Origin of the sequence: Sinisalibacter aestuarii (genome assembly GCF_027923545.1) — a bacterium.
Taxonomy (GTDB): Bacteria; Pseudomonadota; Alphaproteobacteria; order Rhodobacterales; family Rhodobacteraceae; genus Sinisalibacter; species Sinisalibacter aestuarii.
Window position 1 is genome coordinate 237,619 of record NZ_BROH01000002.1, and the last position, 25,550, is coordinate 263,168.

28 protein-coding genes are annotated in these 25,550 nt (G+C 65.0%); 11 read left to right on the forward strand and 17 right to left on the reverse strand.

The annotated features are described in order from the left end of the window. Positions 1–51: 51 nt before the first annotated feature. The 16 genes from QMG28_RS06045 to QMG28_RS06120 all read right to left on the reverse strand — a co-directional run bounded on the left by QMG28_RS06045 (position 52) and on the right by QMG28_RS06120 (position 14,426). Positions 52–1,401, reverse strand: coding sequence for an ABC transporter substrate-binding protein (locus QMG28_RS06045; protein ID WP_281841316.1), 1,350 nt, complete (start codon positions 1,399–1,401; stop codon positions 52–54). A 19-nt stretch (positions 1,402–1,420) separates the two neighbouring features. After that, positions 1,421–2,554: a LacI family DNA-binding transcriptional regulator gene (locus QMG28_RS06050; RefSeq protein ID WP_281841317.1), complete on the reverse strand. Its 1,134-nt coding sequence runs from the start codon at positions 2,552–2,554 to the stop codon at positions 1,421–1,423. A gap of 190 nt (positions 2,555–2,744) precedes the next feature. Next, on the reverse strand, positions 2,745–3,230 hold the full coding sequence (locus QMG28_RS06055) for a ferritin family protein (RefSeq protein ID WP_281841318.1): 486 nt from the start codon (positions 3,228–3,230) through the stop codon (positions 2,745–2,747). Continuing rightward, a complete protein-coding gene (locus tag QMG28_RS06060; protein ID WP_281841319.1) occupies positions 3,227–5,041 on the reverse strand; it encodes an FAD-dependent oxidoreductase in 1,815 nt (604 codons plus the stop codon). Before QMG28_RS06060 ends, QMG28_RS06055 begins: the two co-directional genes overlap by 4 nt. Before the next feature lie 5 nt (positions 5,042–5,046). Further along, a complete protein-coding gene (locus QMG28_RS06065) occupies positions 5,047–6,225 on the reverse strand; it encodes an NADH-quinone oxidoreductase subunit D (protein WP_281841320.1) in 1,179 nt (392 codons plus the stop codon). Positions 6,226–6,228: 3 nt separating this feature from the next. Then, complete coding sequence (locus QMG28_RS06070; RefSeq protein WP_281841321.1) at positions 6,229–6,756, reverse strand: NADH-quinone oxidoreductase subunit C; 528 nt, start codon at positions 6,754–6,756, stop codon at positions 6,229–6,231. Positions 6,757–6,760: 4 nt separating this feature from the next. Beyond that, positions 6,761–7,453 (reverse strand): NADH-quinone oxidoreductase subunit B, encoded by a 693-nt coding sequence (locus QMG28_RS06075; protein WP_281841322.1) that lies wholly within the window; start codon positions 7,451–7,453, stop codon positions 6,761–6,763. 4 nt (positions 7,454–7,457) lie between these two features. After that, positions 7,458–8,363, reverse strand: coding sequence for a respiratory chain complex I subunit 1 family protein (locus QMG28_RS06080; RefSeq protein WP_281841323.1), 906 nt, complete (start codon positions 8,361–8,363; stop codon positions 7,458–7,460). Continuing rightward, positions 8,360–11,497 carry a proton-conducting transporter transmembrane domain-containing protein gene (locus QMG28_RS06085; RefSeq protein WP_281841324.1) on the reverse strand — a complete coding sequence of 1,046 codons (3,138 nt, stop codon included), beginning with the start codon at positions 11,495–11,497 and terminating at the stop codon, positions 8,360–8,362. Before QMG28_RS06085 ends, QMG28_RS06080 begins: the two co-directional genes overlap by 4 nt. Beyond that, positions 11,491–11,850: a sodium:proton antiporter gene (locus QMG28_RS06090; protein ID WP_281841325.1), complete on the reverse strand. Its 360-nt coding sequence runs from the start codon at positions 11,848–11,850 to the stop codon at positions 11,491–11,493. The genes QMG28_RS06085 and QMG28_RS06090 overlap by 7 nt, the downstream gene beginning before the upstream one ends. Continuing rightward, positions 11,850–12,566, reverse strand: a complete 717-nt coding sequence (locus QMG28_RS06095; RefSeq protein ID WP_281841326.1) for a Na(+)/H(+) antiporter subunit B — start codon at positions 12,564–12,566, stop codon at positions 11,850–11,852. The genes QMG28_RS06090 and QMG28_RS06095 overlap by 1 nt, the downstream gene beginning before the upstream one ends. Continuing rightward, entirely contained in the window at positions 12,556–12,816 is a 261-nt protein-coding gene (locus tag QMG28_RS06100) for a Na(+)/H(+) antiporter subunit B (protein ID WP_281841327.1), read from the reverse strand. The genes QMG28_RS06095 and QMG28_RS06100 overlap by 11 nt, the downstream gene beginning before the upstream one ends. Next, the gene (mnhG, locus tag QMG28_RS06105) at positions 12,813–13,151 is read right to left on the reverse strand and encodes a monovalent cation/H(+) antiporter subunit G (protein WP_281841328.1); all 339 of its coding nucleotides are present in this window, start codon (positions 13,149–13,151) and stop codon (positions 12,813–12,815) included. The genes QMG28_RS06100 and mnhG overlap by 4 nt, the downstream gene beginning before the upstream one ends. Next, the gene (locus tag QMG28_RS06110) at positions 13,148–13,411 is read right to left on the reverse strand and encodes an MrpF/PhaF family protein (RefSeq protein ID WP_281841329.1); all 264 of its coding nucleotides are present in this window, start codon (positions 13,409–13,411) and stop codon (positions 13,148–13,150) included. The genes mnhG and QMG28_RS06110 overlap by 4 nt, the downstream gene beginning before the upstream one ends. Further along, positions 13,404–13,901 (reverse strand): Na+/H+ antiporter subunit E, encoded by a 498-nt coding sequence (locus tag QMG28_RS06115; protein ID WP_281841330.1) that lies wholly within the window; start codon positions 13,899–13,901, stop codon positions 13,404–13,406. Before QMG28_RS06115 ends, QMG28_RS06110 begins: the two co-directional genes overlap by 8 nt. A gap of 276 nt (positions 13,902–14,177) precedes the next feature. Further along, entirely contained in the window at positions 14,178–14,426 is a 249-nt protein-coding gene (locus QMG28_RS06120) for a HypC/HybG/HupF family hydrogenase formation chaperone (protein WP_281841331.1), read from the reverse strand. Between the two features lie 50 nt (positions 14,427–14,476). Between QMG28_RS06120 and QMG28_RS06125 the strand changes: the two genes are divergently transcribed. From QMG28_RS06125 to QMG28_RS06175, 11 genes are all read left to right on the forward strand, one after another. Beyond that, positions 14,477–14,959 carry a hydrogenase maturation protease gene (locus QMG28_RS06125; protein WP_281841332.1) on the forward strand — a complete coding sequence of 161 codons (483 nt, stop codon included), beginning with the start codon at positions 14,477–14,479 and terminating at the stop codon, positions 14,957–14,959. A gap of 120 nt (positions 14,960–15,079) precedes the next feature. After that, positions 15,080–15,517, forward strand: coding sequence for a hydrogenase expression/formation C-terminal domain-containing protein (locus QMG28_RS06130; protein WP_281841333.1), 438 nt, complete (start codon positions 15,080–15,082; stop codon positions 15,515–15,517). A 14-nt stretch (positions 15,518–15,531) separates the two neighbouring features. Then, positions 15,532–16,620, forward strand: a complete 1,089-nt coding sequence (locus QMG28_RS06135) for a hydrogenase small subunit (protein WP_281841334.1) — start codon at positions 15,532–15,534, stop codon at positions 16,618–16,620. Continuing rightward, positions 16,617–17,288, forward strand: coding sequence for a hypothetical protein (locus tag QMG28_RS06140; protein ID WP_281841335.1), 672 nt, complete (start codon positions 16,617–16,619; stop codon positions 17,286–17,288). Before QMG28_RS06135 ends, QMG28_RS06140 begins: the two co-directional genes overlap by 4 nt. Continuing rightward, on the forward strand, positions 17,285–18,544 hold the full coding sequence (locus QMG28_RS06145; RefSeq protein WP_281841336.1) for a (Fe-S)-binding protein: 1,260 nt from the start codon (positions 17,285–17,287) through the stop codon (positions 18,542–18,544). The genes QMG28_RS06140 and QMG28_RS06145 overlap by 4 nt, the downstream gene beginning before the upstream one ends. A gap of 18 nt (positions 18,545–18,562) precedes the next feature. Then, positions 18,563–20,281: a nickel-dependent hydrogenase large subunit gene (locus QMG28_RS06150; protein ID WP_281841337.1), complete on the forward strand. Its 1,719-nt coding sequence runs from the start codon at positions 18,563–18,565 to the stop codon at positions 20,279–20,281. Between the two features lie 28 nt (positions 20,282–20,309). After that, entirely contained in the window at positions 20,310–20,651 is a 342-nt protein-coding gene (hypA, locus tag QMG28_RS06155) for a hydrogenase maturation nickel metallochaperone HypA (protein WP_281841338.1), read from the forward strand. Then, positions 20,651–21,487 (forward strand): hydrogenase nickel incorporation protein HypB, encoded by an 837-nt coding sequence (gene hypB, locus QMG28_RS06160; RefSeq protein ID WP_281841339.1) that lies wholly within the window; start codon positions 20,651–20,653, stop codon positions 21,485–21,487. The genes hypA and hypB overlap by 1 nt, the downstream gene beginning before the upstream one ends. A 207-nt stretch (positions 21,488–21,694) precedes the next feature. Then, the gene (locus QMG28_RS06165; protein ID WP_281841340.1) at positions 21,695–23,020 is read left to right on the forward strand and encodes an NAD(P)-dependent oxidoreductase; all 1,326 of its coding nucleotides are present in this window, start codon (positions 21,695–21,697) and stop codon (positions 23,018–23,020) included. Position 23,021: 1 nt separating this feature from the next. Beyond that, positions 23,022–24,341 carry an NAD-dependent dihydropyrimidine dehydrogenase subunit PreA gene (gene preA, locus QMG28_RS06170; protein WP_281841341.1) on the forward strand — a complete coding sequence of 440 codons (1,320 nt, stop codon included), beginning with the start codon at positions 23,022–23,024 and terminating at the stop codon, positions 24,339–24,341. A 160-nt stretch (positions 24,342–24,501) separates the two neighbouring features. Beyond that, positions 24,502–24,795, forward strand: coding sequence for a hypothetical protein (locus tag QMG28_RS06175; RefSeq protein WP_281841342.1), 294 nt, complete (start codon positions 24,502–24,504; stop codon positions 24,793–24,795). Positions 24,796–24,801: 6 nt separating this feature from the next. On the opposite strand, the gene QMG28_RS06180 is transcribed toward QMG28_RS06175, so the two are convergent. Then, complete coding sequence (locus QMG28_RS06180) at positions 24,802–25,467, reverse strand: L,D-transpeptidase (RefSeq protein ID WP_281841343.1); 666 nt, start codon at positions 25,465–25,467, stop codon at positions 24,802–24,804. Between the last annotated feature and the right edge of the window lie 83 nt (positions 25,468–25,550).

Sequence of the window (25,550 nt, forward strand, 5' to 3'; positions counted from 1 at the left end):
CCGTCGGGAAAGAAAGGGCGGGCCCGTCGGAGCCCGCCCGATGGTCTGCGATCACTCGATCTTCGACAGCTCGTCGTTCATCGCCGCCACGGCGGCGGCGGCGTCGATCTCACCGTCGAGATACTGACGCACGACGCGGTTGACGATCTGCGAGTTGATCATCTTCGAGGCCAGCGCAAGCTGCCCCTCGGCCACGCCCCAGCGCTGGGCAACGTCAAGCCCGCCGACGATCTCGTCGATCATGTCCTGTGCGTAGAGATCGCCCATCGGCGCCTTGCGGTCCACGCCCATCGGCAGCGTCGCCCAGGCCTTGGTGAAGGCTTCCGGGTCTTCCGCATTGCCGCGCCGCACCGGGAACTTGCCTTCCGGCGCGATCGAAAGCGTCTGGGTGTAGCCCTCATCCATCGAATATTTCACGAAATCCATCGCCACATCGGTATTCGCGTCGGCGGTGATGCCGAAATAGCGGATATCGGCCCAGGCCGCGCCATCGGGGTTCGACGGCCCGGCGAAGTTGGTCACGATCCCGGTTTTCGAGGCCAGCTCGGGCGAAGTCGGATCGTCGTTGATCGTCGGCGGGGCGCTGTCGCGCAGGCCCGCGAGCTCGTCGAGGATGAAGGGCGACCAGATGATCATCGCCGCGTTGCCCGAGAAGTAGAGCGAGCGCGACTGATCCCAGTACAGATCGCCCGGCGGCGAGGCATCGGCGATCTTCTTGTAGAATTCGAGCACTTCGGTGGTTTTCGCCTCATCGAGCGGCGCGAAGCCATCGGCATCGACCGGGGTCACCCCGTTGGCGAGGAAGACATGCTCCAGAACCTGGCTCATGAAGTTGTCGTCCACCTTGGTGGCGGCGACGAAGCCGAACATCTCGGGCGGATTGTTGAGCGCGTCGAGCGCCGCTTCCACTGCGGCGTAGGAGGTGGGCGGCTCCAGCCCGGCCTCTTCGAACAGATCCTTGCGGTAGATGATCATCTGCGTCCAGCCATCGACCGGCACCGAGGCATAGCCGCCATCGACGGCGGCCATTTCCAGCGCGCCGGGGGCGAAGGTATCGGCGCCGAGATCCTCGATCGCATCGGTGGCCGCGTCGATATCGAGAATACCGGCCTCGGCCCAGGGCAGCGCGTATTGCAGGGTGTGGTAGATCACGTCCGGCAGATCACCCGCCGCGAAGGCCGCGGTGGCGCGGGTGCCGAGATCGCTTTCGGTGACCGGGATCACCTCGACGGTGTTGCCCGTCGCCTCGGCGAAGGCGGCGGCCATCTCCTGCTGCTTGGCCAGCCGCTCGGGCTGCTCCTCGGTGGTCCAGAACCGGATGTTATCCGCGCTTGCCGCCGTCGCGGTCAGCGCCAGCGCCATCGCGGCGCCCGACAGCAAATGGATTTTCAGTTTCGTCATCACATCCTCCTTGGTGATACTAGGTCTCGTCCGAATGGTCCGAAGGCGCCGCCGCACGCCCGCGCAGCCGCGCGGCAAGCTCCGGCGGCGTCAGCGCGGGCGCGCCGATGGAACCGCCATCGCGGAACACCGCGGCAATGGTCGTGCGCAAGGTTTCCGGCTGATCGCCCTCGATGCGGCGGATCAGATGGCGGGCCAATGTCTGCCCCACGCCACGGAAATCCACGGCGTAGGAGGCGAGCGCCGGCAGCACCGCCGTGCCTTCCGGCAGCCCGTCATAGCCGATCACCGACAGATCGCGCCCCAGTTCCAGCCCCAGCGCGCGCGCGGCCCGGTAGGCGCCCAGCGCCAGCGTATCGGTGGCGTAGATCAATGCGGTGGGCGGCTCCGGCAGATCGAGAAGCGCGCGGGTGGCGCGGGCCGCATCGCCGGCATTGGCCATGCCCTCGACGATCAGCGCCGGGTCCGCCGCCAGCCCCGCCGCTGCCATACCGTCGAGAAAGCCCGCGCGGCGGTGATGGCAATAGGCCAGGTGCTGCATCCCGTTGACGAAGCCGATCCGCCGGTGCCCCAGCGCCACGAGCCGCGCCACCGCATCGGCCATCGCCTCTTCGCCGCGCACATCGTGCCAGGCGCAATCGGCGCCGTCGCGCACCCGGCCAAACAGCACGAAGGGCACATGCTCGCGCCGCAGAAGCGCCACACGCGGATCGTCCCACAGCGTGCGCGGCAGAACGAAGCCATCGGCCTTGCGGTCGCGCACCAGCGCGCGCATCGCGTCGAGCGCGCCGGCCTGGTTGTCGGCGGCGGCAATCGTCACCGTCCAGCCCTCGTCGCCCGCCGCCTGGCTCAGCCCGGCGAGGAAATCGGCGAGGAACAACCGGTGCGCATCGCCTTCGGGCGACAGCTCCACCACCAGCCCGAGCGCCCGCGCCCGCCCGGTGCGGATCGTCTGCGCCTGGCTCATTGGCCGGTAGCCCATGCGCTCGGCCATGCGCGCGACGCGCAGCCGGGTCGTTTCGGCGATGTCGTCATATCCGTTGAGGGCGCGCGAGACGGTGCTCTTGGTCAGCCCGAGGGCGTCGGACACGTCCGAGATCGTCACCCGGCGTGTTGGCTTTTGCGGCCTGTCGTACTGACGGTACCCGGTCACACGATTCTCCTCCGCCGTCAGCCTGACGCTCCGAAACCGGTTTCGGCAAGGATCAATTGCGGTTGTGTGCCGCATGACCGCAGACAGCCTCTGCGCGAACCGCCTGATTTTGACCTTCTGGCCAAAGAAAAAAGGGGTCCGCGCCATCTTGCGCGGACCCGAAAAAACGCCTGAGCCGGCTCAGGCCGGGTCAGACCCCGCCGGAATGCACGATTTCGTAATACAGTGCCTCGAGATCGGATTTGTGCTTCGATTCCTCGTTGGCGAGGTAGCTGAACACCTCGTGAAACGGCCCCGGCGGGGTGTTGGCGGCGAGGTCGGCATATTCCTCGATGGCAAGCTGCACCCGGGCCAGCGCGAATTGCAGAACGCCCTGATCGTCGGGGTTTTCCATCAGCTCCGGGGTTTGCACCGCGTCGGAAAACTTGCGGTCGGCCTCGGGGCGCATGATCGCGTCCTTGAGGTGGTCGCGCATGTCGTCGGACTTCGCCAGCGCCGAGATCTTGCGGATATGCTCAAGCCGCGTCAGCGCGAGGTCTTCGACGATGTAGCGGATGCTTTTCGACACTTGCGGGATCAGCTCGACATAGAAGCCATGCGCCTCGCGGTCGAACTCGGCGACAAGCTCCAGCACCTCCTCGACGGTGGTCAGTTTCGAAAGCGCCTCGCGTTTCATTTTTCCGCCTCCGCTTTGGCCATCAGCGCCACGTTCACCGAGGCCGCGATCTTGTGGCCGTCGGCCACGGCGTGGATCACGTCGGGCCCGTGCACCGCGTCGCCGCCGCCCCAGAGCCAGGGCTCGGAGGTGTGGCCGTCGGCATCCACCGCGATCCGGCCGCGGTTCCATTCCAGCGCCTCGGTCAGCTCGTCGCCGAGCAGCGAGATGTCGGCCATCTGGCCGATGGCTTCCACCACCATCTCGACCTCGTGCACCATCTCGTCGCCCTCGTCATATTGCGGGGTGAAGCGGCCCTGCTCGTCGAAGATCGAGGTGACTTTCCAGGTGCGCAGCCCCTTCACATGGCCTTTGCGCTTGCCGGACTTGAAAGTGACGATTTCCTGCGGGCCGCGCGCGTCGAGGATCTCGATGCCTTCCTCGAAGCTTTCGGTCACCTCTTCCTTGTCGGCAAGGAAATGGTCGAAATCTTCGAGCGCCGTCACGGTCACGCCCACTTCGCCGAATTTCTGCTTTTGCAGCCGGGCCATCGAGCGGGCGATGTCCATCGCCACGTTGCCGCCGCCGATCACGGCGACCTTTTTTGGCACCGGCACTTCCTCGCCGGCAGTGATGCGGCGCAACAGGTCAATCGCGGCTTCAACGCCCGGCGCATCCGAACCCGGCACGCGGGTGGAGCGACCAAGGTGCAGGCCGATGGAGAGCACGGTGGCGTCGTAATCGGCTTTGAGCTGGTCGAGGGTGATATCCGTGCCGATCCGCGTGCCGGTTTTGATCTCGACACCCTGCGCCTTGATCACGGCGATATCGCGGTCGAGCGCGTCATAGGGCAGGCGGTATTCGGGGATGCCGTAGCGCATCATGCCGCCGGGCTTGTCCTGCGCTTCGAACACCGTCACGGCATGGCCGGAGCGGGCAAGGTCATAGGCCGCCGTGAGGCCCGCGGGGCCGGCGCCGACCACGGCCACCTTTTGGCCGGTGGGCAAAACCTGCGGCGTGCCGACGATTTCCAGCCGGCGCTCTTCGCTCACATTGTCGATGATGTGGCGCTTGAGCCAGCGGATCGCGATCGGCTCGCCTTCGTATTGCGCGGCGCAGACGGTTTCGCATTTATGGGTGCAGACGCGGCCACAGACTTCCGAGAACGGGTTGGTCTCATAGAGGATCTGGGTGCCGAGATCGTAATCACCCTCGCGGATCGCGGCGATGTAGTCGGGGATGTCCATATGCGCGGGGCATGTGGCGACGCAGAGGCCGCATTCGACGCAGCGGTCGGCCTCCAGCACCGCCTGTTCGCGGCTATAGCCGGCGACGATCTCGTCGAAATTGCCGATCCGCGCTTCCGGTTCCAACTCGGCCATCTCGGGGCGGGTGAGGCCCGAAAGCATCCGGTCGCCCTGCCGCTCATAACCCTTCTCAAAGTCGTCCCACGGCATCTTGTCGACGCCGGGGATGAAGCGGAACGCGTCCGGGTCGCTGTCGACCCAGGTATATTCGTTCGACATGGTGAGCGAGCCGGTCATGCAGACATCGACGCAGAGCGCGCACCAGCAGCAGCGGCCATAGTCGATCTGCGGGCGCAAGCCGCTGTCGCCATCCTTCGGGTTGTCGACCGGGATCATGTCGATGGCAGCGTTCTGGCAGATATCCTCGCAGGAGCCGCAGCCGATGCATTTATCGGTGTCGTTCTGGTGGAAGCCGCGGTAGCGGTCGGCGGCCTCGCGCCCGATCGGGTTCTTGATCGTCACGGGGGTTTCGATCACGTGTTTCCACGCGGTGAAGGGAGAGAGAACGTCGCGCAAGCTGCCCATGTCTCTTACCTTTCGATCTCGGGCGGATAGGTGTGGAGCGACACCATGAGCGCCGCCACGTCCGCGATATTCGTGCCTGGGATGAGGTGCTCGAGGAGCGCCATCGCGTGGGTATAGCTGGGGCCACGGACGTTGACGCGGCGCGGATAGCCGGAGCCGTCGGTGACGAGGTAATAGCCGTATTCGCCGCGCGAGCTTTCGCCTTTGATATAGGTCTCGCCGCGCGGGATTTTCCAATGCAGCACGTTGGGCAGGCTGGTCATCACCTCGCCGCCCTTCGGCATCTTGGCGAGGATCTGGCGGATCAGGTCGATGGTCAGGCGCAGATCGCGGTAGCGCACGATGGAGCGCGCCCAGATGTCGCTGTCCTGCTCCACCGGCACCTCGAAGCTGAGCTGATCATAGACGAGGTAGGGGCTGTCCTTGCGCACGTCCTTCGCCACGCCGCCGGCGCGGGCATTGGGGCCGGTCACGCCGTAGCTCTCGAAGAGTTTCGGGTCGATATAGCCCACGCCCTTGGTTCGCTTCTTGAAGACGGCATTGGTGAACAGCACTTTTTCCACGTCATCGAGATAGCGTTCGGCGGTTTGCAGCACCTCTTCCATCCGGGCCTCGAAGCCCTCGGGCAGCCCCGCGCGCACGCCGCCGGGCAGGATGAACATGTGATAGATGCGCGCGCCGGTGAGTTCCTCGAACCGGTCGAGCATGAGGTCGCGCACATAGGTCATCCACTGGCCGATCACGCCGTTGCCCAGCGCCCCGGCAATGCCGCCCATCGCCATCATGTAGGAGTTGAACCGCCCCATCTCGAGAATGAGCGTGCGGATCCAGTTGGCCTCTTCGGGCACCTCGATGCCGGCAAGCTCCTCGACCGCCGCGGCATAGCAATATTCGTTGAAATCCGGCTCGGGCACGCAGACCCGGCAGACGATGGGAAAGACCTGGATGAAGGTGCGCCGCTCCATCAGCTTTTCAAAGCCGCGGTGCAGGTAGCCCACATGGGTGTAGCCCTCGACCACCTCATCGCCGTTCACGGTAAGCTCAACGCTCATATTGCCGGTGATCCCGGGGTGGTTCGGCCCGTGCCAGAGCTTGAGGAACTTGCCGGTTTCGAGGTCGATCTCGAATTTCCCGTCGGGGCCGACATCCGGGTATTGGCTGCGGTCGGGTTGGAAAGAAAACATACCTTACCCCTCCGGATACATCTTGTGCTTCATGGTCGCGCGCGGATCATGCGTCTCGCGCCCCTCGCGTTCCACGTAAGTCTGTTGCGAATAGGCCAGCGTGTCGAAGTCGCGCCGGTAGGGCGGCATGTCGGTCCAGCCTTCGAGGATGAATTCCTCATCCACCCGGGGAGAACCCGGGAAAGCGATGCCGAACATCTCGCGCAATTCGCGCTGGTAGGTGGCGGCGGTGGGCCAGATATCGTGGATCGTGTCGCCCTCGGCGTCGTTGCGGTCGATATAGAGGCGCAGGCCCAGCGTCTGGTCGGCCTCGCGGTTGTTGATCATGTAGGTGAGCTGGAACTTGCCCTCCTCGATCCAGTCGACGGCGGTGAGCAGCACGAGATGGGTGAAGCCCTCCTTGTCGCGCAGCTCCAGAAGCAGCGCGCGCAGCTCATCGCGGGTGACGTCGACAAAGGTGAGATCGGCGCGCTGGTAGGTGGCGTTGCCGAGCGTGTAGCGGGGGGTGAGTTTTTCGATCAGATCGCGCATGTCGTCACCACGAATAATCCGGCATATCCCAGTCCTTGATCACGGACTTCTGGTTTGCCTTGTACCAGTCGAAGTTTTCGGCGTATTTGTTCGCCCCTTCCGCCTCGCCCTTGCGGATGATCTTCTTCAGCTCCATGAACCCCGCCAGCAGCGCCTCGGGGCGCGGCATACAGCCGGCGATGTAGAGGTCGACTGGCAGGTATTCGTCGAGCTTCTTGATCGTGTTGTAGCTGTCCCAATACATGCCGCCGTTGATCGTGCAGGAGCCGAGGCCGACGACGAACTTGGGCTGCGGCATCTGCTCGTAGGCGCGGATCGCGCGCTTGAGGGTTTTCACCGAGAGGTAGCCCGAGATCACCAGCAGGTTGGCCTGCCGCGGCGTCGGGCGCCACTGGATGCCGTAGCGGTAGGCGTCGAACCGGGGGGTCATCAGCGGGCGCATCTCGATCGCGCCGCAGCCGGTGCCGAAGCCGAGGATCCACAGCGAATTGGCCCGCGCCCAGTTGTAAAACCCCTCGACGATGGCCGAGTAGCTCTTGCGGTGCACCTTCGGGGCTTCCTGGCAGAAGTAATCCGCCAGCGGGTCGATATCTATCACCTGCCCGTCGGGCGTGGTCACCTTGCGCGGACGCATTTCCTCGCGGAGCGGAAACTCCGTCTCGGTGTCCTTTTTGAAATTCTTGTCGAGGTCTTTCATCAGTTCACACCGTCAGGATTGCGAGGATGCCCACCGGCAGCCCCCATTTCAGGAAAAAGCGGATGCTTTGCTCGACGCGGAAGCGCGGATAGACCACGCCGATCAGCACCGAGACCATGTAGATCGCGAAGACCTTGATGGCGAATTCCGCCCAGTTGGTCGCGCCGCCGAAGAACAGGTTCATGTAGATCACCACCTTCGCCACCGGGAACAGCACCCGGTTGGTCTGCATCAGCGCGAGATAGGCCGAGTGGTATTCGGTCGGCGGGCCGATCGGGATTTCCTGCGGCGCCAGCACCACGTCGAAGGGCGAGCGCATCATCGTGCCGACGAAGGCGAACATCGCGGCAATGGTGGTGAGCGGGTTGGTGAACAGCGTCCAGTTGAAGATCGAGCCCTGCTGGGCTGCGACGATCTCGGTGATGTTCAACGTCTGGTATTGCAGCGAGATCGCGTAGACCCCGAGCGCCAGCGGCAATTCCGCCGCCGTCACCTGCGCCAGCCCCCGGCTGACGCCGATGGCCGAATGCGGATGCCCGCTCTCGCCCGCCCCCAGCGCCATGCCGAGCGTGCCGAAGAACACGAAGTAGAGCGCAAGGATCAGATCGCCGGCATAGGAGAAGTTCTGAAACATCACCGAGCCATAGATCGTCGGCACGAACAGCAAGAGGCCCACCCCGCCGGTGAGACGGAAGACCGGCCCGAGATAATACATCACGCCATGGGTGATCTTCGAGCGCAACGCGATATTCTTCGCCAGGTCGATATAGTTCTGCCAGATCGGGATGCCGTAGCGCCCGCCCACCCGCGCGCCGATCTTGCGCACCAGGGCCGTCATGATCATCCCGTAATTGATGACGATGAAGAGCGTCAGGGCCGCATAGGCGATGTGAATCCACTCGAAGGTCATGACGCGCCTCCCATGGCGATAAGGTAGGTGGCTACCACGAAGAACAGCACCTGCACCGCATAGGTCTGACCGTTGCCGGTATAGAACCGGCGGGTGAAATCGGCGGTGCTGTGCAGGCTATCGGTGATCGCGCCCCAGAAGGTGGTGACCAGCGGCATCACGAGGAAGCCCATCGCCTTGCGGTAGGGCGCGAAGAAGTTCCACGCGAAGTGTGTCGTCTGCGGCTTGAACGGGCGTTCGGCGGAGAAGACGATGTTGAACTGCTTCACCTTCTGGGCGTTGTGGTTCATCCACAGGAGCAGCGCCAGCACGGTCACGAAGACCACGCCGATCACCCCCATGATCGCCACCGGGTTCCAGTGGCCGAAGGTCGAGGTGATGGCCCTGCCCGACCAGATCAGCGGCTCGTCGCCGAAGAAGCTGCCGATATAGCCGTCGACCTTTTGCAGCGCCATGCCGGGCAGTACGGCGAAGGCGAGCAGTGCGAGCACGAAGATCATCTGCGGCACGACCAGCCAGAACGGCGCTTCCTTCAGCCGGCGGTGCTCATCCTTGAGCTGGCCGAGGAAGATCGTGTGGATCAGCCGGAACAGGTAGAGGAAGGCAATCGGGCCGGACATGAAGATCAGCACCATCGGCAGGCGCAGATCGCTCGCCATGATGGCATTGTAGAACAGCCACCGTCCGCCGAAGCCCGACAGCGGCGGCACGCCCGACATGGCGATGATCCCCACCAGCACGCTGACGAAGGTGAAGGGCATGAGCGTGATAAGCCCGCCCATCTTGTACATCAGCTTGGTATGGGTGCGCTTGTAGACGCCGCCGACGGCGAGGAAGAGCATCGACTTGTAGATGTAGTGGTTGATGACGAACATCATCGCCAGGAGCCAGCCGACATGGTTCATCAGCGCGAGGCCGAACAGGGCATAGCCGAGCTGCGAGATCGAGGAATAGGCGAGCAGACGTTTGGCGTCTTCCTGGAAGATCGCCATCAGCGCGCCGAGGAAGGCCGAGAGCGCGCCGATCCAGACCAGCACTTCGGTCAGGTCGACACCCCAGAGGTGCTGGTGGCCCATATTCATCAGCAGGATGAACAGCCCGAACAGCCCGGCTTTCAGCAGGATGCCCGACACCATCGGCGACACGTCCGTTTCCGCCTCGGCGTGCGCGCCGGGCAGCCAGATGTGGAGGCCAATCGAGGCGGTCTTGGTCATGAAGCCCACCGCGAGCAGCACGAAGACCCAGGGCGCGCTAGGCACGGCGGCCTCGGCCAGCGCCTTGAGATTGTCGAGCGCGAAGGGCTGCACCCCCATTGACGCCACGGCGAAGCCCGCGAGGATCGCAAAGGCGCCGCCGAGCGAGAACAGGATGTAGGACAGAGCATGGGGCTCGCCCATCCGCCCGCGCAGGATCAGGAAATAGGAGCCGATGGTGAGCACTTCCCAGGCGGCGAAGAACTCGAACGAGGTCTGCGCCTCGATCAGCAAAGCAAGGCCCGCATACATCAGCATGGTCGGCGGGTAGAAGCCGATCCGCCGGCCTTTTTCGTAGAACGAGGCCAGCAGGATCACCGCGCCGCCGAGGATCATCACCACCGCGAAGATCATCTGCAACGGGTCGTAGCCCGGGTAGCGCCAGACGAACCAGCCGACGAGGCCGGCAATGGCGAGGATGTTTTTTGCCCAGGCGGGGAGCGGCTCCAGCACGAGGAAGGCGAGCGCGAAGAGGATCGGCAAGGCGGTGAGCAGATTGGGATTGGCCGAGGCCGCGCCCCAGACGAAGCCCAGCGCCCAGCCCGCGGCAAGCGCCACGAGCACCACGGCGGTCTTGTCGGTGGCAAAGCCGGGGAAGGCTTCGCGCACCTCCCGCTTCAGCGCATAGCCGAACCAGCGGAACATGTAGCCCGCCTCGATCAGCGCGCCGAGCAGGATCAGGCCGAGCACCACCAACCGGTCGGACCCGGCAAGGGCATGCATCAGATCCCATTTGGCGTAGAAACCCGGAAAGGGCGGCAGGCCCACCAGCATGGCCACGAAAGAGGCGAAGGCGAAAACGAGCAGCGGGTTGGCGCGCAGCACCGCCCAGTCGTCCAGCCCCCTGCCCTTCACCAGCCCGGAAAGCCAGTAGAGCCCGGCCTTGGCCACCGCATGGGTGATCAGGATGCCGCCGGCGATATAGAGGTAGCTCTCGCCCAGAATGTCGCGCTGGCCGACCACGGCGAGCACGAAGCCGATCTGGCCGATGGAGGAATAACCGAGCAGCCGGCGGTCATTGGTCTGTTTCAGCGCCAGCACGCCGGAGCCGAGAAAGCTCAAAAGCCCCAGCACGGTGGCGAGCGGCAGCCAGTCCGGCCCGGCGGCGGCAAAGATCTTGTCGGCGGCGTAGAGCGCGGCGGTGCCGGAGGCGGCGGAAAAGATCGCGGCAAAGCCCGGATGCGCGGCTTCGTAGATATCGAGCGCCCAGCCATTCGCCGGGAAGGGTTTCAGCTCCAGCATCAGCGCGATCAGCACGAGGAAGATCGCCAGCCCCGCGCCGGTGAACATCATCGGCGTGGCGGCGATATCGTCGATATTGAGCGAGCCATTGGCGTGATAGGTGAAGATGATGCCGATCAGCAGCAGCAGCGAGATGATCTGGCTGACCACGAGGTATTTGAAGCCGGCAGCCACCGCGCGCTCGTCGTCGGAGAGCAGCACCAGTCCGCCAGTGGCGATCACGACCAGTTCGAAGAACACGAAGAGGTTGAAGATATCGCGCGTCAGCACAAGGCCCGTGAGCGCCATGGTCATCACCAGCAGCACCGCCATGGCACGCCGCCCGAGCCGCATCAGCGCGGGCCGCAGATAGAAGGCCGAGACGAGGCCGGTCACCCCGATCACGGTGGCGAGCCAGGCCTCAGCCACGCCCATGCGCAGGTTGATCGCGAAGGGCGGTTCCGCCCCGGCGGTGAGAATGTCGACCGGCGCGGCGCGGCCGGTGGTGAGCGCGACGGCCCAGTCATAGGCGACCCATGACATGAAGCCGAGGGCGGCCACGGTGATGGCGAAGGCGCTGGCCTTCTGGTCTTCTTTCAGGAGGCCGAGAAGGAAGGCCGCGCCGAGACCGGCGGCGATGATGAAGATGGCGCTTACCATTTCAGCTCCGTGAATTTCGAGATGTCGAGGCTGTGGCGGATGCGGAACAGCCGGTAGGCATAGGCCAGCATCAGGGCGGTGACGCCGAGGCCGATGACGATGGCGGTGAGCACGAGCGCCTGCGGCACCGGGTCGATCACCCGTGCGGCGGCATCGGCCACCGGCACGGCGCTATCCATGATCGGCGCGGTGCGCCCGGGCATGTAGCCGACCGAGACGAGCACCACGTTCACGCCGGTGCTGGCAATGGTGAAGCCCAGGATCATCCGCAGGATGTTGCGGTGGGTGAGCGCGCCGTAAAGCCCCATCAGGATCAGCGCGAAGCCCGTGGCCATGGCGATGGTCGGCAGCATCAGGCATCCTCCGTTTCTTCGAGGCTTTCGAGGATCGAGCTGAACTCGGCCCCCACTTTCAGCCCGATCAGGGTGTAGATCAGCGGAATCGCACCCGCCGACAAAAGCGCACCGAAAGTGCCAAGCGGCAGGATGCGGTTGTCGAGGAAGCCGCCGGCAAGCACGATCCCGGCAATGCCGATGAGCACATAGACAAGGCCCGACACGCTCTCGACCCGGCTGATCAGCGCGTGGCCGAAGCGGCGCTTCGGTTCGGCCAGAAGCAGAAGCAGGATGCCCGAGGCCAGGATCGCCCCGCCCTGGAAGCCGCCGCCGGGGGTGAGGTGGCCGTTGACGAAGACGTAAGCCCCGAACAGCATGATGATCGGCAGGAGCATTTTCGTGCCGGTCTGCAGCAGCTCGCCCGAGGGCAGGAAGCCCGAGCCGGAGCCGCCACGCGGCGCCTTCGACTGCCCCAGCACCAGCGCCACGATGGCGGCGGTGAGGAAGAGCACGGTGACCTCGCCCAGCGTGTCGAGCCCGCGATAGGTGACGATGATCGCGGTCACGATGTTCTGCGCGCCGGTCTCCCGGGCCGTGTTTTCAGCGTAATAGGCGGCGGTGCGGTTCAGTTCGGCATCGGGCGTATAGCCCGCCGCCAGCGTCCAGAACGCCACCCCGAGCAGGGCCAGAAGCACCAGCGCGACGAAGCTGCGGGTGGTGAACTTAGTCGTCATCATAGCCCTCCCGGCGGATGCGTCCGAGCACGTAGAAGAACAGGAAAGTGGTCAGGCCGGAGCCGATGGCCGCTTCGGTCATCGCCACGTCGGGCGCGGCGAGGATCAGGAAGAGCACCGAGGCGAACAGGCTCACCAGCCCGGCGGCCAGCACCGCGACGGCGGTGCTGCGGGCGCGCAGGGCCATGAGCGCGGCGCCGATCATGGCAAGGCCGAACCCGGCGGCGGCAAGGGGCGCGAGCAAGGTCATGAGGCATCTCCCTGATCGTCGGCCAGCGCGTCGGCGCGGGTTTCAGGCGCGGGCCTGATCCCGGCCCGATGCGCCGCGCGGGCCAGCACCTGGCTTGAAAGCGGGTTGGTGAACATGAGGAAAAGCAGGATCAGCATCAGCTTGATCCACCAGCCCGGCATCAGAAAGGCCGCGCCCGCCAGCACGAGAAGCGTGCCCAGCGTGGTCGCCTTGGTGCCGGCCTGGATGCGGGTGTAGCTGTCGGGCATCCGGTAAAGGCCGAGCCCGCCGAGAAACAGGAAGGCCGCGCCGGCAAGGACGATGAGCGCGCCGATCAGGGCGAAAGGTCCGGTCATTCTTCGCCCCCCTCAAGGTAGCGCGCCGCGACGATCACGCCGAGGAACGACAGCAGCGCATAGACGAGGGCGACATCGAGATAGATCGCGCGGCCTTCGACGAGCGCGACGAGCACGATCCCGGTGATGGAGATGATGGTGAGCACGTCGAAGCCGATCACCCGGTCGACCGCGTGCGGCCCGCGCAGAAACCGCAGCATCGCCAGCACGAAGGCCAGCGCCACGAGCGCGGCGGCGGCTATGAGGATGGTCTCAACCATACATCACCTCCAGGTATTTTTCGAAGCCCGACACGATCTCGCGCGTGGCTTCTTCGGGGTCGGTCGTCGTGGCCGACACCCAGTGGACATAGAGCCACTCACCCTTGAGCTCGACCGAGAGCGTGCCGGGGGTGAGGGTGATCGAATTGGCCAGCAGCAGCCGCGCGACCGGATCGGTAAGCCGGGTGCGCAGCTTCACGATCGCCGGCCTGATCGGCAGCGAGGGGCTGAGCACGATCCGCGCCATCGCGAGGTTGGCCCTGACCAGCTCCCTGAGGAAATAGCCGAGGTAGAACAGGGTCGCGATCAGCGCATCCGGGGTAAGCCGGTGGCCGGACAGGAACGAGAGCGAGCCGCCGAAGAAAACCACGATCAGCGCCGCCACCACCGCGCCCACGCCGATGGTGCCGGGCGCGACGGAGCCGTTCAGCAGCAGCCAGAACAGCAGGAGCAAGCCAAAGAGCTTCGCCGAATCCACGGATCTGGCCATCTATCGTCCTCCAGGAATAAGCCCGGGCCGTCCCTGCCCCGGCACAGCGCGAGTCGGCCGCGCGCCGCGGCGCCACCGGCCCGCGATATCACCGGCGTTCTCAGCGTATTGTCGGGATTTGAGAGCCATCAGGCAGGGTCCGCGCCTCGTTTCTTGACGCGCGTTAAATCACATATTCATGAACGGCGATTTGACCTCGAACAAACGAAACGGCTCAAATCGGGATGCGGGGTGTTATTTTTTTCCTGTGTGAAAAAAACAACAGCGGCGTGCCGGTCAGCCCTCGCCGGGGGCCGCTCCGTTCAGAACATCGGCGATTTCGCCAAACAGCCGGTGCGCTTCGAGCGCGTCCGCCTCGGGCACCACGCGCTGAACGAAACCAAGGTGAATCGCCACATATTCGCCGATCTGCGGCAGCTCGTCGCCCATCAGCATGAGATCGACCCAGCGCTCCTGCCCCAGAGCGGCGCAACGGGCGCGGTGGCCGTCGATCTCTTCGACACGCATCGGAACGGTGAGGCACATGCTGATTTCTCCGGCTTGCCGGGGGCGGCTGGCCAAGTATGCTCCGGCACATGAGCGCAAGCAAGCAGACCATCCTCGTTCTCGGACTGGGCAACATCCTGTTGACCGACGAACAGGTCGGCGTGCGGGTGGCCGAGGCCGTCGCGCGCGATCCGGCTGCGGAGGCGCTTGGCATCCGCGCCCTCGACGGCGGCACGATGGGGCTTACCCTGCTGGTCGAGATGGAAGATGCCGACGCGATGGTGGTGATCGACGCCGCCGCGCTCAACAAGGCGCCGGGCAGCGTCGAGCTGTTCGAGGGCGCCGAGATGGACCATTTCCTGCGCACCCGCGGGCGCAACCCGCACGATATCGGCCTCGATGACGTGCTCGACGGGCTGCGGCTGCGCGGCGCGGTGCCCGAAAACCGCGCGCTTGTCGGTATCCAGCCTGCCGCGCTGGGCGTGGGCGAAGAGATGACCCCGGAGGTGGCCGCCGCCGTGCCGCGCGCCGCCGGGATGGTGATCGCCCTCGTCACCCGCTGGCGTGGCTGAGGGTCTATTCACAGGTTGTAATATTCAATTTTTTGAATTGATTCAGGTCATACCGCAATAGCTAAAGCTGTCGCAATCTGCGCGGCAAATACGGCACTGCCGGTCAGGGAGGACCAGGAAATGCCCGCAGGACAGGACGGTATCGGTGCTGCGTCTGCTTTAGAGGAATTGCGCTCGCGCATCTCCACGGGCAATGCCCGCCCGGTGCTTGCCGAGATTCTCGCCGCCCTCGCCACGCTGCTCGACACCGGACAGGAAACGGTGATCGACCTTGGCGCTTTCCCCTTCGCGCCCGGCGACGAACGGCTGCTCGACGAGGTGCTCGGCACCGGCGAGGTGCAGGCCACGCTCGACGTGCTCGGCAAGAGCCATGTGCAGGAAACCGGCATTCCCGGGATCTGGCGTATCGACCATTTTGATCAGCGCGGCGAGAGCCTGTCGCGCTTTGTAGAGATTACCTTCATTCCAGAAATTCTGAAAACCCAGCGTGCCGACGCGGAAGCGGGCCTGGCGCGGCTGACGGACCGGCTGGCGGAGTTCGACGGCCGCGCCCACTGACAAGGAGGAATGCCATGGCGCAGAAACCGATGCTTCCGGAGCTTCTGAAAGCTCACGGGGTAAGCCGACGAGGGTTCCTCAAATACTGCGCCTCGCTGACCTCGCTGATGGCGCTGCCGCCGATGCTGGCGCCGAAAGTGGCCCATGCGCTCGAAAACGCGCCGCGCCCCTCGGTGATCTGGCTGAGCTTCCAGGAATGCACCGGCTGCACCGAAGCAATCACCCGCTCCAGCGCGCCGACGATCGAAGATTTGATCTTCAACGCGATCAGCCTCGACTATCACCACACCCTGCAGGCGGCCTCGGGCCATGCGGCGGAGGCGGCGCGCGAGGCGGCGATGAAGGATCACTGGGGCGAATACCTGCTGATCGTCGATGGCTCGATCCCGGTCGACAACCCGGAATATTCCTGCATTGCCGGCATCTCGAACCTCGACATGCTGAAAGAAACCGCCGAGGGCGCGGCCGCTATCGTCGCCGTCGGCACCTGCGCGGCTTTCGGGGGTATCCCCCATGCCTTCCCCAACCCGACCGGCGCGCAGGCGGTGGGCGACATCATCACGGACAAGCCGATCATCAACGTGCCCGGCTGTCCGCCGATCCCGATCGTGATGACCTCGGTGCTCGCTCACTTCCTTACCTTCGGCCTGCCCGAGCTTGACGATCTGGGCCGGCCGAAAGCCTTCTTCGGCGAAACCATCCACGACCGCTGCTACCGCCGACCGTTCTACGACAAGGGGCTGTTTGCGGAGGCGTTCGACGATGAGGGCGCGCGCGAGGGCTGGTGCCTGTACAAGCTCGGCTGCAAGGGGCCGACCACCCGCAGCGTCTGCGCCACGGTGAAGTGGAACGACGGCACATCGTTCCCGATCCAGTCGGGCCATCCCTGCCTGGGCTGCACCGAACCCGATTTCTGGGACAATGGCGGCTTTTATAAACCGCTCTCGGCCCCCGCCGGCAATTACCGCCAGCTCGGCCTTGCCGCCGCGGCGGGCGGGGTCGCGCTCGGTGTCGCGGGCGGCGCGTTGTCCAAGGCGACCAAATCCAGGGCCGCAAAGGCGCACGAAACCGTCGATGCGCATGATCTGGAGAAGAAATCATGACCAACAACCAGTATTTCGACCTCCTGATGTGGGCCCGCACAACCGGGTTCGACATCGCGCTCACGATCATGGTGGGGGGCATTCTCCTGCGGGTGATCGAGATCGTGGTGCTTGGGCGCAAAAAGGATTTCGCCAAGGCCAAGGGCAGCCCCGTCACGCAGGGGATCAAGACGATCTTCTCGCGTTCGGTGCCGCGCAAGGGCACGATGAAAGAGGCCCCCGTCACCTATATCGGCGGCTATATCTTCCATATCGGCTTCTTCGTCGCCTTCCTCTTTCTCGGCGCCCATATCGCGCTGATCAAAGACCTGATCGGCCTGAGCTGGCCCGACTTCAACAAGGCGGTGATCGAAACCGCCGTGGCGCTGGCGATCGTGGCCGCCGCCGCCCTCGCCTATACCCGCTTCACCGATCCGGTGCGCCGGCGGCTGACCGGCTGGAGCGACTGGTTCGTGCTGATCGTTTCGGTTCTGCCGCTGATCACCGGCTATATCGCGGTCAACAAGGTCTTCGGCGTCGACGGCACGTTGTGGATGGCGATCCATATCCTGTCAGCCGAATTGCTGATGGTCTCCTTCCCCTTCACCAAGCTGATGCACGCGGTCACCTTCGCGATGGCGCGCTACTACAACGGCTCGATCCAGGGCCGGAAAGGAGCTGAATCATGACCGCGACGCTTGAACGGGGCCTGAACGCGCTCCGCGAACAGATCGACGCGCCGGTGGCGAGCTTCTTCACCTCCTGCGTGAGCTGCGGCATCTGCGCCGAAGCCTGCCTGTTCTACAAGGAAACCGGCGATCCCGAATACACGCCGATCCACAAGCTGGAGCTGATGCGCCGGATGTGGTCGAACGAATATACCCTGCTCGGGCGCGCCAAGAGCCTGCTGGGGCTGGGCAAGAAGATCACCGACGACGACCTGACCAGGTGGGAAACGCTGGTCTATGACAGTTGCACGATGTGCGGCCGCTGCACGATGGTCTGCCCGGTGGGCAATGACATCACGATGATGATCCGCAAGATGCGCGAGGGCATGTCGGCCTCGGGCCACGGGCCCAAGGAGCTTGTCGGCGCCGCCGAGCGCCACACCGACGGCACCTCGCCGATGGGCGATCTGACACAGGCGCTTCTGAAGCGCGTCGAACAGGCGTCGAAGGTGACGGGCATCGAGATCGAGGTGGACAAGCCCAATGTCGACTACATGCTGATGCTGTCGTCGCACGAGATCGCGTCGGGCGAAGAGATGATCGCCTCGGTGGCGAAGATCATGAAGAAGGCGGGCCATAGCTGGACGATCTCGACCGAGGGGTTCGAGGCCACCAATGTGGGCATCCAGCTCGGCAACCGCGACGTGGCGGCCAACCTCGTCTCACGCATCGTGGACGCGGCGATCAAGCTGAAGGTCAAGACCGTGATCAGCCCCGAATGCGGCCACGCCTTCCAGGCGATCCGCTGGGAAGGGCCGAACCTGATCGGCAAGGAATATCCGTTCGAGGTCAAGCACATCATCGAGGTGCTCGACCAGTTCCGCGCCGAGGGCAAGCTCACTACAAACGGCAAGAACGGCGACCGTCTGACCTTCCACGATCCGTGCCAGGTGAACCGGCGCGGCGGCATCAACAAAGAGCCGCGCCGGCTCATGAACATGGTTGCGGAGAACTTCATCGAGACCGAAGACGCCGGCACGATGAACTGGTGCTGCTCGGGCGGCGGCGGCGTCGGCGCCAACCAGCGCGCCAACGATCTGCAGGCCAAGGCCTTCAACATCAAGAAGCGTCAGATCGAAGCGGTCGCCCCCGATGCGATCGTGACCATGTGCGCCTTCTGCCATTCGACGCTCGAAGATCAGCTTGAAGCCAACGAGATGGACGACATCGAAGTGCTCAGCCTGACCGAGATGATGGCCGAATATCTGGACGACTAACGAGAGGGGAAACGGAACATGGCACAAAGACTGGTCGTTGACCCGATCACCCGGATCGAGGGGCATTTGCGCATCGAAGCGCAGATGAACGGCAATTCCATCGCCGAAGCCTACAGCTCCGGCACGATGGTGCGCGGCATCGAGATCATCCTGAAAGGGCGCGATCCGCGCGACGCCTGGGCCTTCGCCCAGCGCATCTGCGGCGTCTGCACGCTGGTGCACGGCATCGCCAGCGTGCGCTCGGTCGAGGACGCGCTGAAGATCGAGATCCCGAAAAACGCGCAGCTCATCCGCAACCTGATGATCGCGGCGCAATATGTACATGACCACGTGATGCACTTCTACCACCTGCACGCGCTCGACTGGGTCGACGTGGTTTCGGCGCTCGACGCCGACCCGAAGGCGACGGCGGAGCTGGCGCAATCGCTGTCGAACTATCCCAGAAGCTCGCCGGGCTATTTCGCGGACGTGAAAGCCAAGCTCAAGACCTTCGTGGAACAGGGCCAGCTTGGCATCTTCGCCGGCGGCTACTGGGGCCACCCGGCCTACAAGCTGCCGCCCGAGGCGAACCTGATGGCGGTGGCGCATTACCTCGACGCGCTGGAATGGCAGCGCGACGTGGTCAAGCTGCACACGATCTTCGGCGGCAAGAACCCGCACCCGAACTTCCTCGTCGGCGGCGTGGCCAGCCCGATCGACCCCAACAGCGACGGCGCGCTCAACATGGAAGACCTCGCCGAAGTCAGCCGCGTGATCGACAAGATGGAAGCCTTCGTCAACCAGGCCTATCTGCCCGATACGCTGGCCATCGCCTCGTTCTACAAGGATTGGGGCGCGATGGGCGAAGGCGTGGGCAACTTCCTGACCTATGGCGACTTCCCCACCGGCGCAACGAACGACACTTCATCCTTCCTGGTCCCGCGCGGCGTGATCCTCGACCGTGATCTGTCGACGGTGCACGAGGTGGATCTGCACGAGGAAAGCCAGATCCAGGAATTCGTCGATCATGCCTGGTACAAGTATGAAGGCGGCGCCGGCGTCGGCCTGCACCCCTATCAGGGCGAGACCGAGTTCAACTTCACCGGGCCGCAGCCGCCCTATGACCAGCTTGATGTCGAGCAGGGCTATTCCTGGCTCAAATCGCCGCGCTGGAACGGCAAGGCGATGGAGGTGGGGCCGCTCAGCCGGATGCTGATGCTCTACGCCACCGGCAATGCGCATGCCAAGGAACTGGTGGACATGACGCTCTCCACCCTCGACGTGCCGGTGACGGCGCTGTTCTCGACGCTGGGGCGCACCGCGGCACGGACGCTGGAGACGAAAGTCTATCTCGACTGGATGCGCGGCTGGTACAACGACCTGATCGCCAACATCAAGGCGGGCGATCTCTCGACCCACAATGCCGAGAAATGGGATCCCTCCACCTGGCCGCGCCATGCGCAGGGGGCGGGCTTCATGGAAGCGCCGCGCGGCGCGCTCGGCCACTGGATCGTGATCGAGGACCAGAAGATCGCCAATTATCAGGCGGTGGTGCCGACCACATGGAATGCCGGCCCGAAAGATGCGGGCGGCGCGGCGGGGCCGTATGAGGCCGCGCTGAAAGGCCACAGACTGGCGATCCCGGACCAGCCGATCGAGATCCTGCGCACGATCCACAGCTTCGACCCCTGCATCGCCTGCGCGGTGCATATGGTGGGCGAAGACGGGGAAGACATGCTGCAGGTGAAGGTGAGCTGACCCCGCAACGGCGGCAACGGAGAGCGGCATGCACGAAATGGCCCTGGCCGAGAGCGTCGTTCAGATCGTCGAACGGCAGGCGCGCGAGGCCGGGGCCGACCGCATCACCGTGGTCTGGCTCGAAATCGGGGCGCTCAGCCATGTGATGCCCGAGGCGATACGGTTTTCGTTCGAGGCGGTATCGCAGGGCAGCATGGCACAGGGGGCGGCGCTTGAAATTCTGCGTGTGCCCGGCCGCGCCTGGTGCCATGATTGCGGCACGGAGATCGAGATCGCGGCGCTGGGCGATGCCTGCCCGTTATGCGGCGGATACAAGGTTCAGATCACCGGCGGACAGGAAATGCGGGTGAAGGAAATGGAGGTGGCGTGATGTGCACGACATGCGGATGCGGACAGGCCGATGTGAAGATCGACGGGGAAGCCCGCGCAGGCCACCACCATCATCATCACCACGATCATGACCATGGCCATGGCCACGATCATCACCACCATCATGGCCCGCTCGGCGGCGCCCATGCGCCCGGGCTGAGCGAAGCGCGGATCATCGAAATCGAGGAAAACATCCTTGCCCGGAACGATCACATCGCCGCCCATAACCGCGAGCATTTCGCCGAGGCGGGGGTGCTGGCGCTCAACCTCGTCTCCTCCCCCGGCTCGGGCAAGACCACCCTGCTCGCCCGCACCGCGCAGGACATGGCCGGCAAGGTGCCGCTGGCGGTGATCGAGGGCGATCAGCAGACCAGCAACGACGCCGAGCGCATCCGCGAAACCGGCGTGCAGGCGGTGCAGATCAACACCGGCAAGGGCTGCCACCTCGATGCCGACATGGTGCACAGCGCGCTCGGCGGGCTGACGCTGGACGAGGACGGCGTGCTCTTCATCGAGAATGTGGGCAATCTCGTCTGCCCGGCCGGCTTCGACCTGGGCGAAGCGGCCAAGGTGGTCATCCTCTCGGTCACCGAGGGCGAGGACAAGCCGATCAAGTATCCCGACATGTTCGCCGCCGCCCGGCTCATGGTGCTGAACAAGGCCGATCTGTTGCCCTATGTGCCCTTCGACGTTGAAAAATGCGTGGACTACGCCCGCCGGGTGAATCCGCAGATCGGCGTGCTCACCGTCTCGGCGCTGACCGGCGAAGGGCTCGAAGCCTGGTACGGCTGGATCGAGGCGCTGCGGGCCGAGCGCGCGGCGCTGGCGGCGAGCTAGCGGGCAGGCCCGGCCGCCGGGCGGCCCGCCCTGCCCCCGATTTGCATAAATGCTCAAAAACCGGTCGCGCGTGGCCGGTTTTGCTTTTTGTCCACCCGTCCGCCTCTGCAAACGCGCAACTTCGCGCCCATCGCATGAATTGATTTGGCGTGAATCAAGTTTTGACCTTATGGTCAATATAAAGAAGTCCGAACAGGGAAACCGACCATGCCAATCAACTCGTCCACACCGGGCATCGCCGCTGGACGCCTGCCGGTCGACCAGATCGCCGCCGGGTTCAGCGACCTCGACCCGCCGCTCAGCGACCACGAGGCGCTGGTGGCCGCAGACCGCTGCTATTTCTGCTACGACGCGCCCTGCACCACCGCCTGCCCGACCTCGATCGACATTCCGCTGTTCATCCGCCAGATCGCCACCGGCACGCCGGAAGCGGCGGCGCGCACGATCTTCGCCCAGAACGTTCTGGGCGGCATCTGCGCCCGCGTCTGCCCGACCGAAACGCTCTGCGAAGAAGCCTGCGTGCGCGAGACCGCCGAGGGCGAGCCGGTGCAGATCGGCCGGCTGCAGCGCTACGCGACCGACAAGCTGATCTTCGGCGGCGTGCAACCCTTCGCCCGCGCCGCAGAGACGGGCCGCAAGATCGCGGTGGTGGGCGCCGGGCCCGCCGGGCTTGCCTGCGCGCACCGTCTGGCGATGCACGGCCACAGCGTGACGATCTACGACGCGCGGCCCAAGGGCGGCGGGCTGAACGAATACGGCATCGCCGCCTACAAGGCGACCGACGACTTCGCCCAGGCCGAGCTGGACTGGCTGATGAAGATCGGCGGCATCACCATCGAATACGGTCGCCGCCTCGGCAATGACCTGACCCTTGCCGCCTTGCAGGAAGCGCATGATGCGGTGTTTCTGGGCATGGGGCTTGCGGGGGTGAACGCCGTGGCGCTCGAAGGCGAGCATGACGGGATCGAAAGCGCCGTCGACTGGATCGCCTCGATGCGCCAGTCCGCCGACAAGACCGATGTGCCGGTAGGCCGCAACGTGGTGGTGATCGGCGGCGGCATGACGGCGGTGGACGCCGCGGTGCAATCGAAGCTGCTCGGCGCCGAGACCGTGACCATTGCCTATCGCCGCGACCAGGCGGCGATGCCCGCCTCGGGCTACGAACAGGATCTCGCCACCTCGAAAGGCGTGCGGCTGCTGTTCAACGCCGCGCCCAAGGCGCTCGGGCCGGGCGAGATCACCCTCGCGCGGACCGCAACGAAAGGCGGCAAGCTCGCCGAAACCGGCGAAGACATCACCCTGCCCGCCGATCAGGTGCTGCTCGCCATCGGCCAGACCCTCGCGGGCGCGCCGGAGGTGCTCGCGCTCGACGGCGGCAAGATCGCCATCACCGGGCCGGGCCGCAGTTCGGTGCCCGGCATCTGGGCGGGCGGCGATTGCGCCGCCGGTGGCGAAGACCTGACCGTGACCGCCGTGGCCGAAGGCCGCGACGCGGCGGAAGACATCCATGCAAGCCTGATGGGAGGGGCGTGAAATGGCCGACCTTCGCAGCAATTTCCTCGGGATCAAATCCCCCAACCCGTTCTGGCTCGCCTCGGCTCCGCCGACCGACAAGGAGTACAATGTCCGCCGCGCCTTCGAGGCCGGATGGGGCGGCGTCGTGTGGAAGACGCTGGGCGAGGAAGGCCCGCCGGTGGTCAACGTCTCCGGTCCGCGCTACGGCGCGATCCACGGCGCCGACCGGCGGCTTCTGGGCCTCAACAATATCGAGCTGATCACCGACCGGCCGCTGGAGGTGAACCTGCGCGAGATCAAGGCGGTCAAGCGCGACTGGCCCGACCGGGCGCTGGTGGTCTCGCTGATGGTGCCCTGCGAACAGGAGCCGTGGGAGAAGATCCTGAAGGCGGTGGAAGAGACCGGGGCCGATGGCGTCGAGCTCAATTTCGGCTGCCCGCACGGCATGGCCGAGCGCGGCATGGGGTCCGCGGTGGGCCAGGTGCCGGAATATATCGAGATGGTCACCCGCTGGGTGCGCAACGCCACCAGGATGCCGGTGATCGTGAAGCTCACGCCCAATATCACCAACATCCTCTACCCCGCCGAAGCGGCGATGCGCGGCGGTGCGGATGCGGTGAGCCTGATCAATACGATCAATTCCATCACCTCGGTGGATATCGACAGTTTCTGCCCCGAACCTTCGATTGACGGCAAGGGCGCGCATGGCGGCTATTGCGGCCCGGCGGTGAAGCCGATCGCGCTCAACATGGTGGCCGAGATCGCCCGCAATGCCGAAACCGCCAACCTGCCGATCAGCGGCATCGGCGGCGTGACCACCTGGCGCGACGCGGTGGAATTCATGACGCTGGGCGCGGGCAATGTGCAGGTCTGCACGGCGGCGATGACCTATGGCTTCAAGATCGTGCAGGAGATGATCTCGGGCCTGTCGCAATACATGGACGAGAAGGGCTTCACCTCCATCGACGAGATCGTCGGCCGCGCCGTGCCGAACGTGAAGGACTGGAACGAGCTCAACCTGAACTTCGTCACCAAGGCGGTGATCGACCAGGACACGTGCATCCAGTGCGGCCGCTGCTATGCGGCCTGCGAGGATACCTCGCACCAGGCCATCGCGATGAGCGAAGATCGCATCTTCACCGTGAAGGACGAGGAATGCGTGGCCTGCAATCTCTGCGTGAATGTCTGCCCGGTGGAAGACTGCATCACCATGAAGGAACTGCCGCTCGGCGCGCTGGACGAGCGCACGGGCCGCAAGGTGGAGCCCTATCTGAACTGGCCCAACCACCCCAACAACACCCCGGCCAATTGCGGCTGGGATCCGGAACCGGCGGAATAATCATCTGCCAGGCGGCCCGGCGTCCTCCCCGCCCCGGCCGCAAACCGCCCCGTCCATGCAGCGCATGTGGCGGGGCGTTCTTTTTTTGCCCGGTAAGACCGTGCGTTGCGTCTTGCCCTCCCTGCGCATAGGCTCGCGGGGCACAGTCTGTGAGGTTGCGATGAAACGACGTATCGGGATTCTCGGCGCAGCGGCGCTGGCGCTCGCGGCCTGCGAGGGCGGCACGACGGGGCAGGCCGGGGCCACGGCAGGCTATATCCAGACGCTGCCCGAGGGTGTCCTTGCCATTGCCGCGCCCAATCAGGATCTGAGTGCCGTCAGGATCGACCCGGCGGATGGCTGCTACGTCTATCGCTATGTGGGGCCGGTCGAGACAACCTTCCTGCCGCTTCGCACGCGCGAGGGCCGCCCGATCTGCTCGCGCCCGCCGGAAACCGCCGAAGCTGCCGCCTGACGCTCTTCAGCTTCGGGCGCTCACCCCGTCTTCCGACGGGTGCAGATAGGCCCGCGCCCCGACCGAGACCTGATCGTAGAGCCCGTTGATATGGGGCATGATCATCCGCACGCAGCCCGAGCTTGCCCGCCCGCCGATGGATCTGGGGCTGGGCGTGCCGTGAATGCGCAGCAGCGTGTCGCGCTGGCCGGTGAACAGATAGAAGGCCCGCGAGCCCAGCGGATTTTGCGGGCCTGCATTCATTCCGTCTTCATACTGGGCATAAAGGTGCGGGTCGCGCTGGATCATCGCCTTGGTCGGGGTCCAGACCGGCCATTTGGTCTTGCGCCCGATCGTATAGGTGCCCGGCTCGTAGAGATTGCCCCGCGCGATGGCGACGCCATAGCGCATCGCCGTGCCATCGCCCCGGATATGATAGAGATAGCGCGCCACCGCATCGACATGGATGTCGCCGGGGGTGAGCGCCCGGTTGGTTTCCACGAGCTGCGGCAGGAACCGCCGGTGCACGCCCCAGGGATTGCTCGTCGCCGGATCGTAGTTTGCGGGTGTGACCTGGGCATCCCACATCGCCCATTTCGACCGGTCCGAGACCGGCGCGGCGAAGGCGGGGCCGGCAATCGGCGCCGAAAACAAGGCGGTCGACGTCATCACGAAGTGGCGTCTGGTCAACATGAACACTCTTCCCCGGTCTGGTGGCAAACGTCCGTAGTCCTACAGGAATTACACGCTAGCGCCGTTGGGGTCTGTTCACAAGT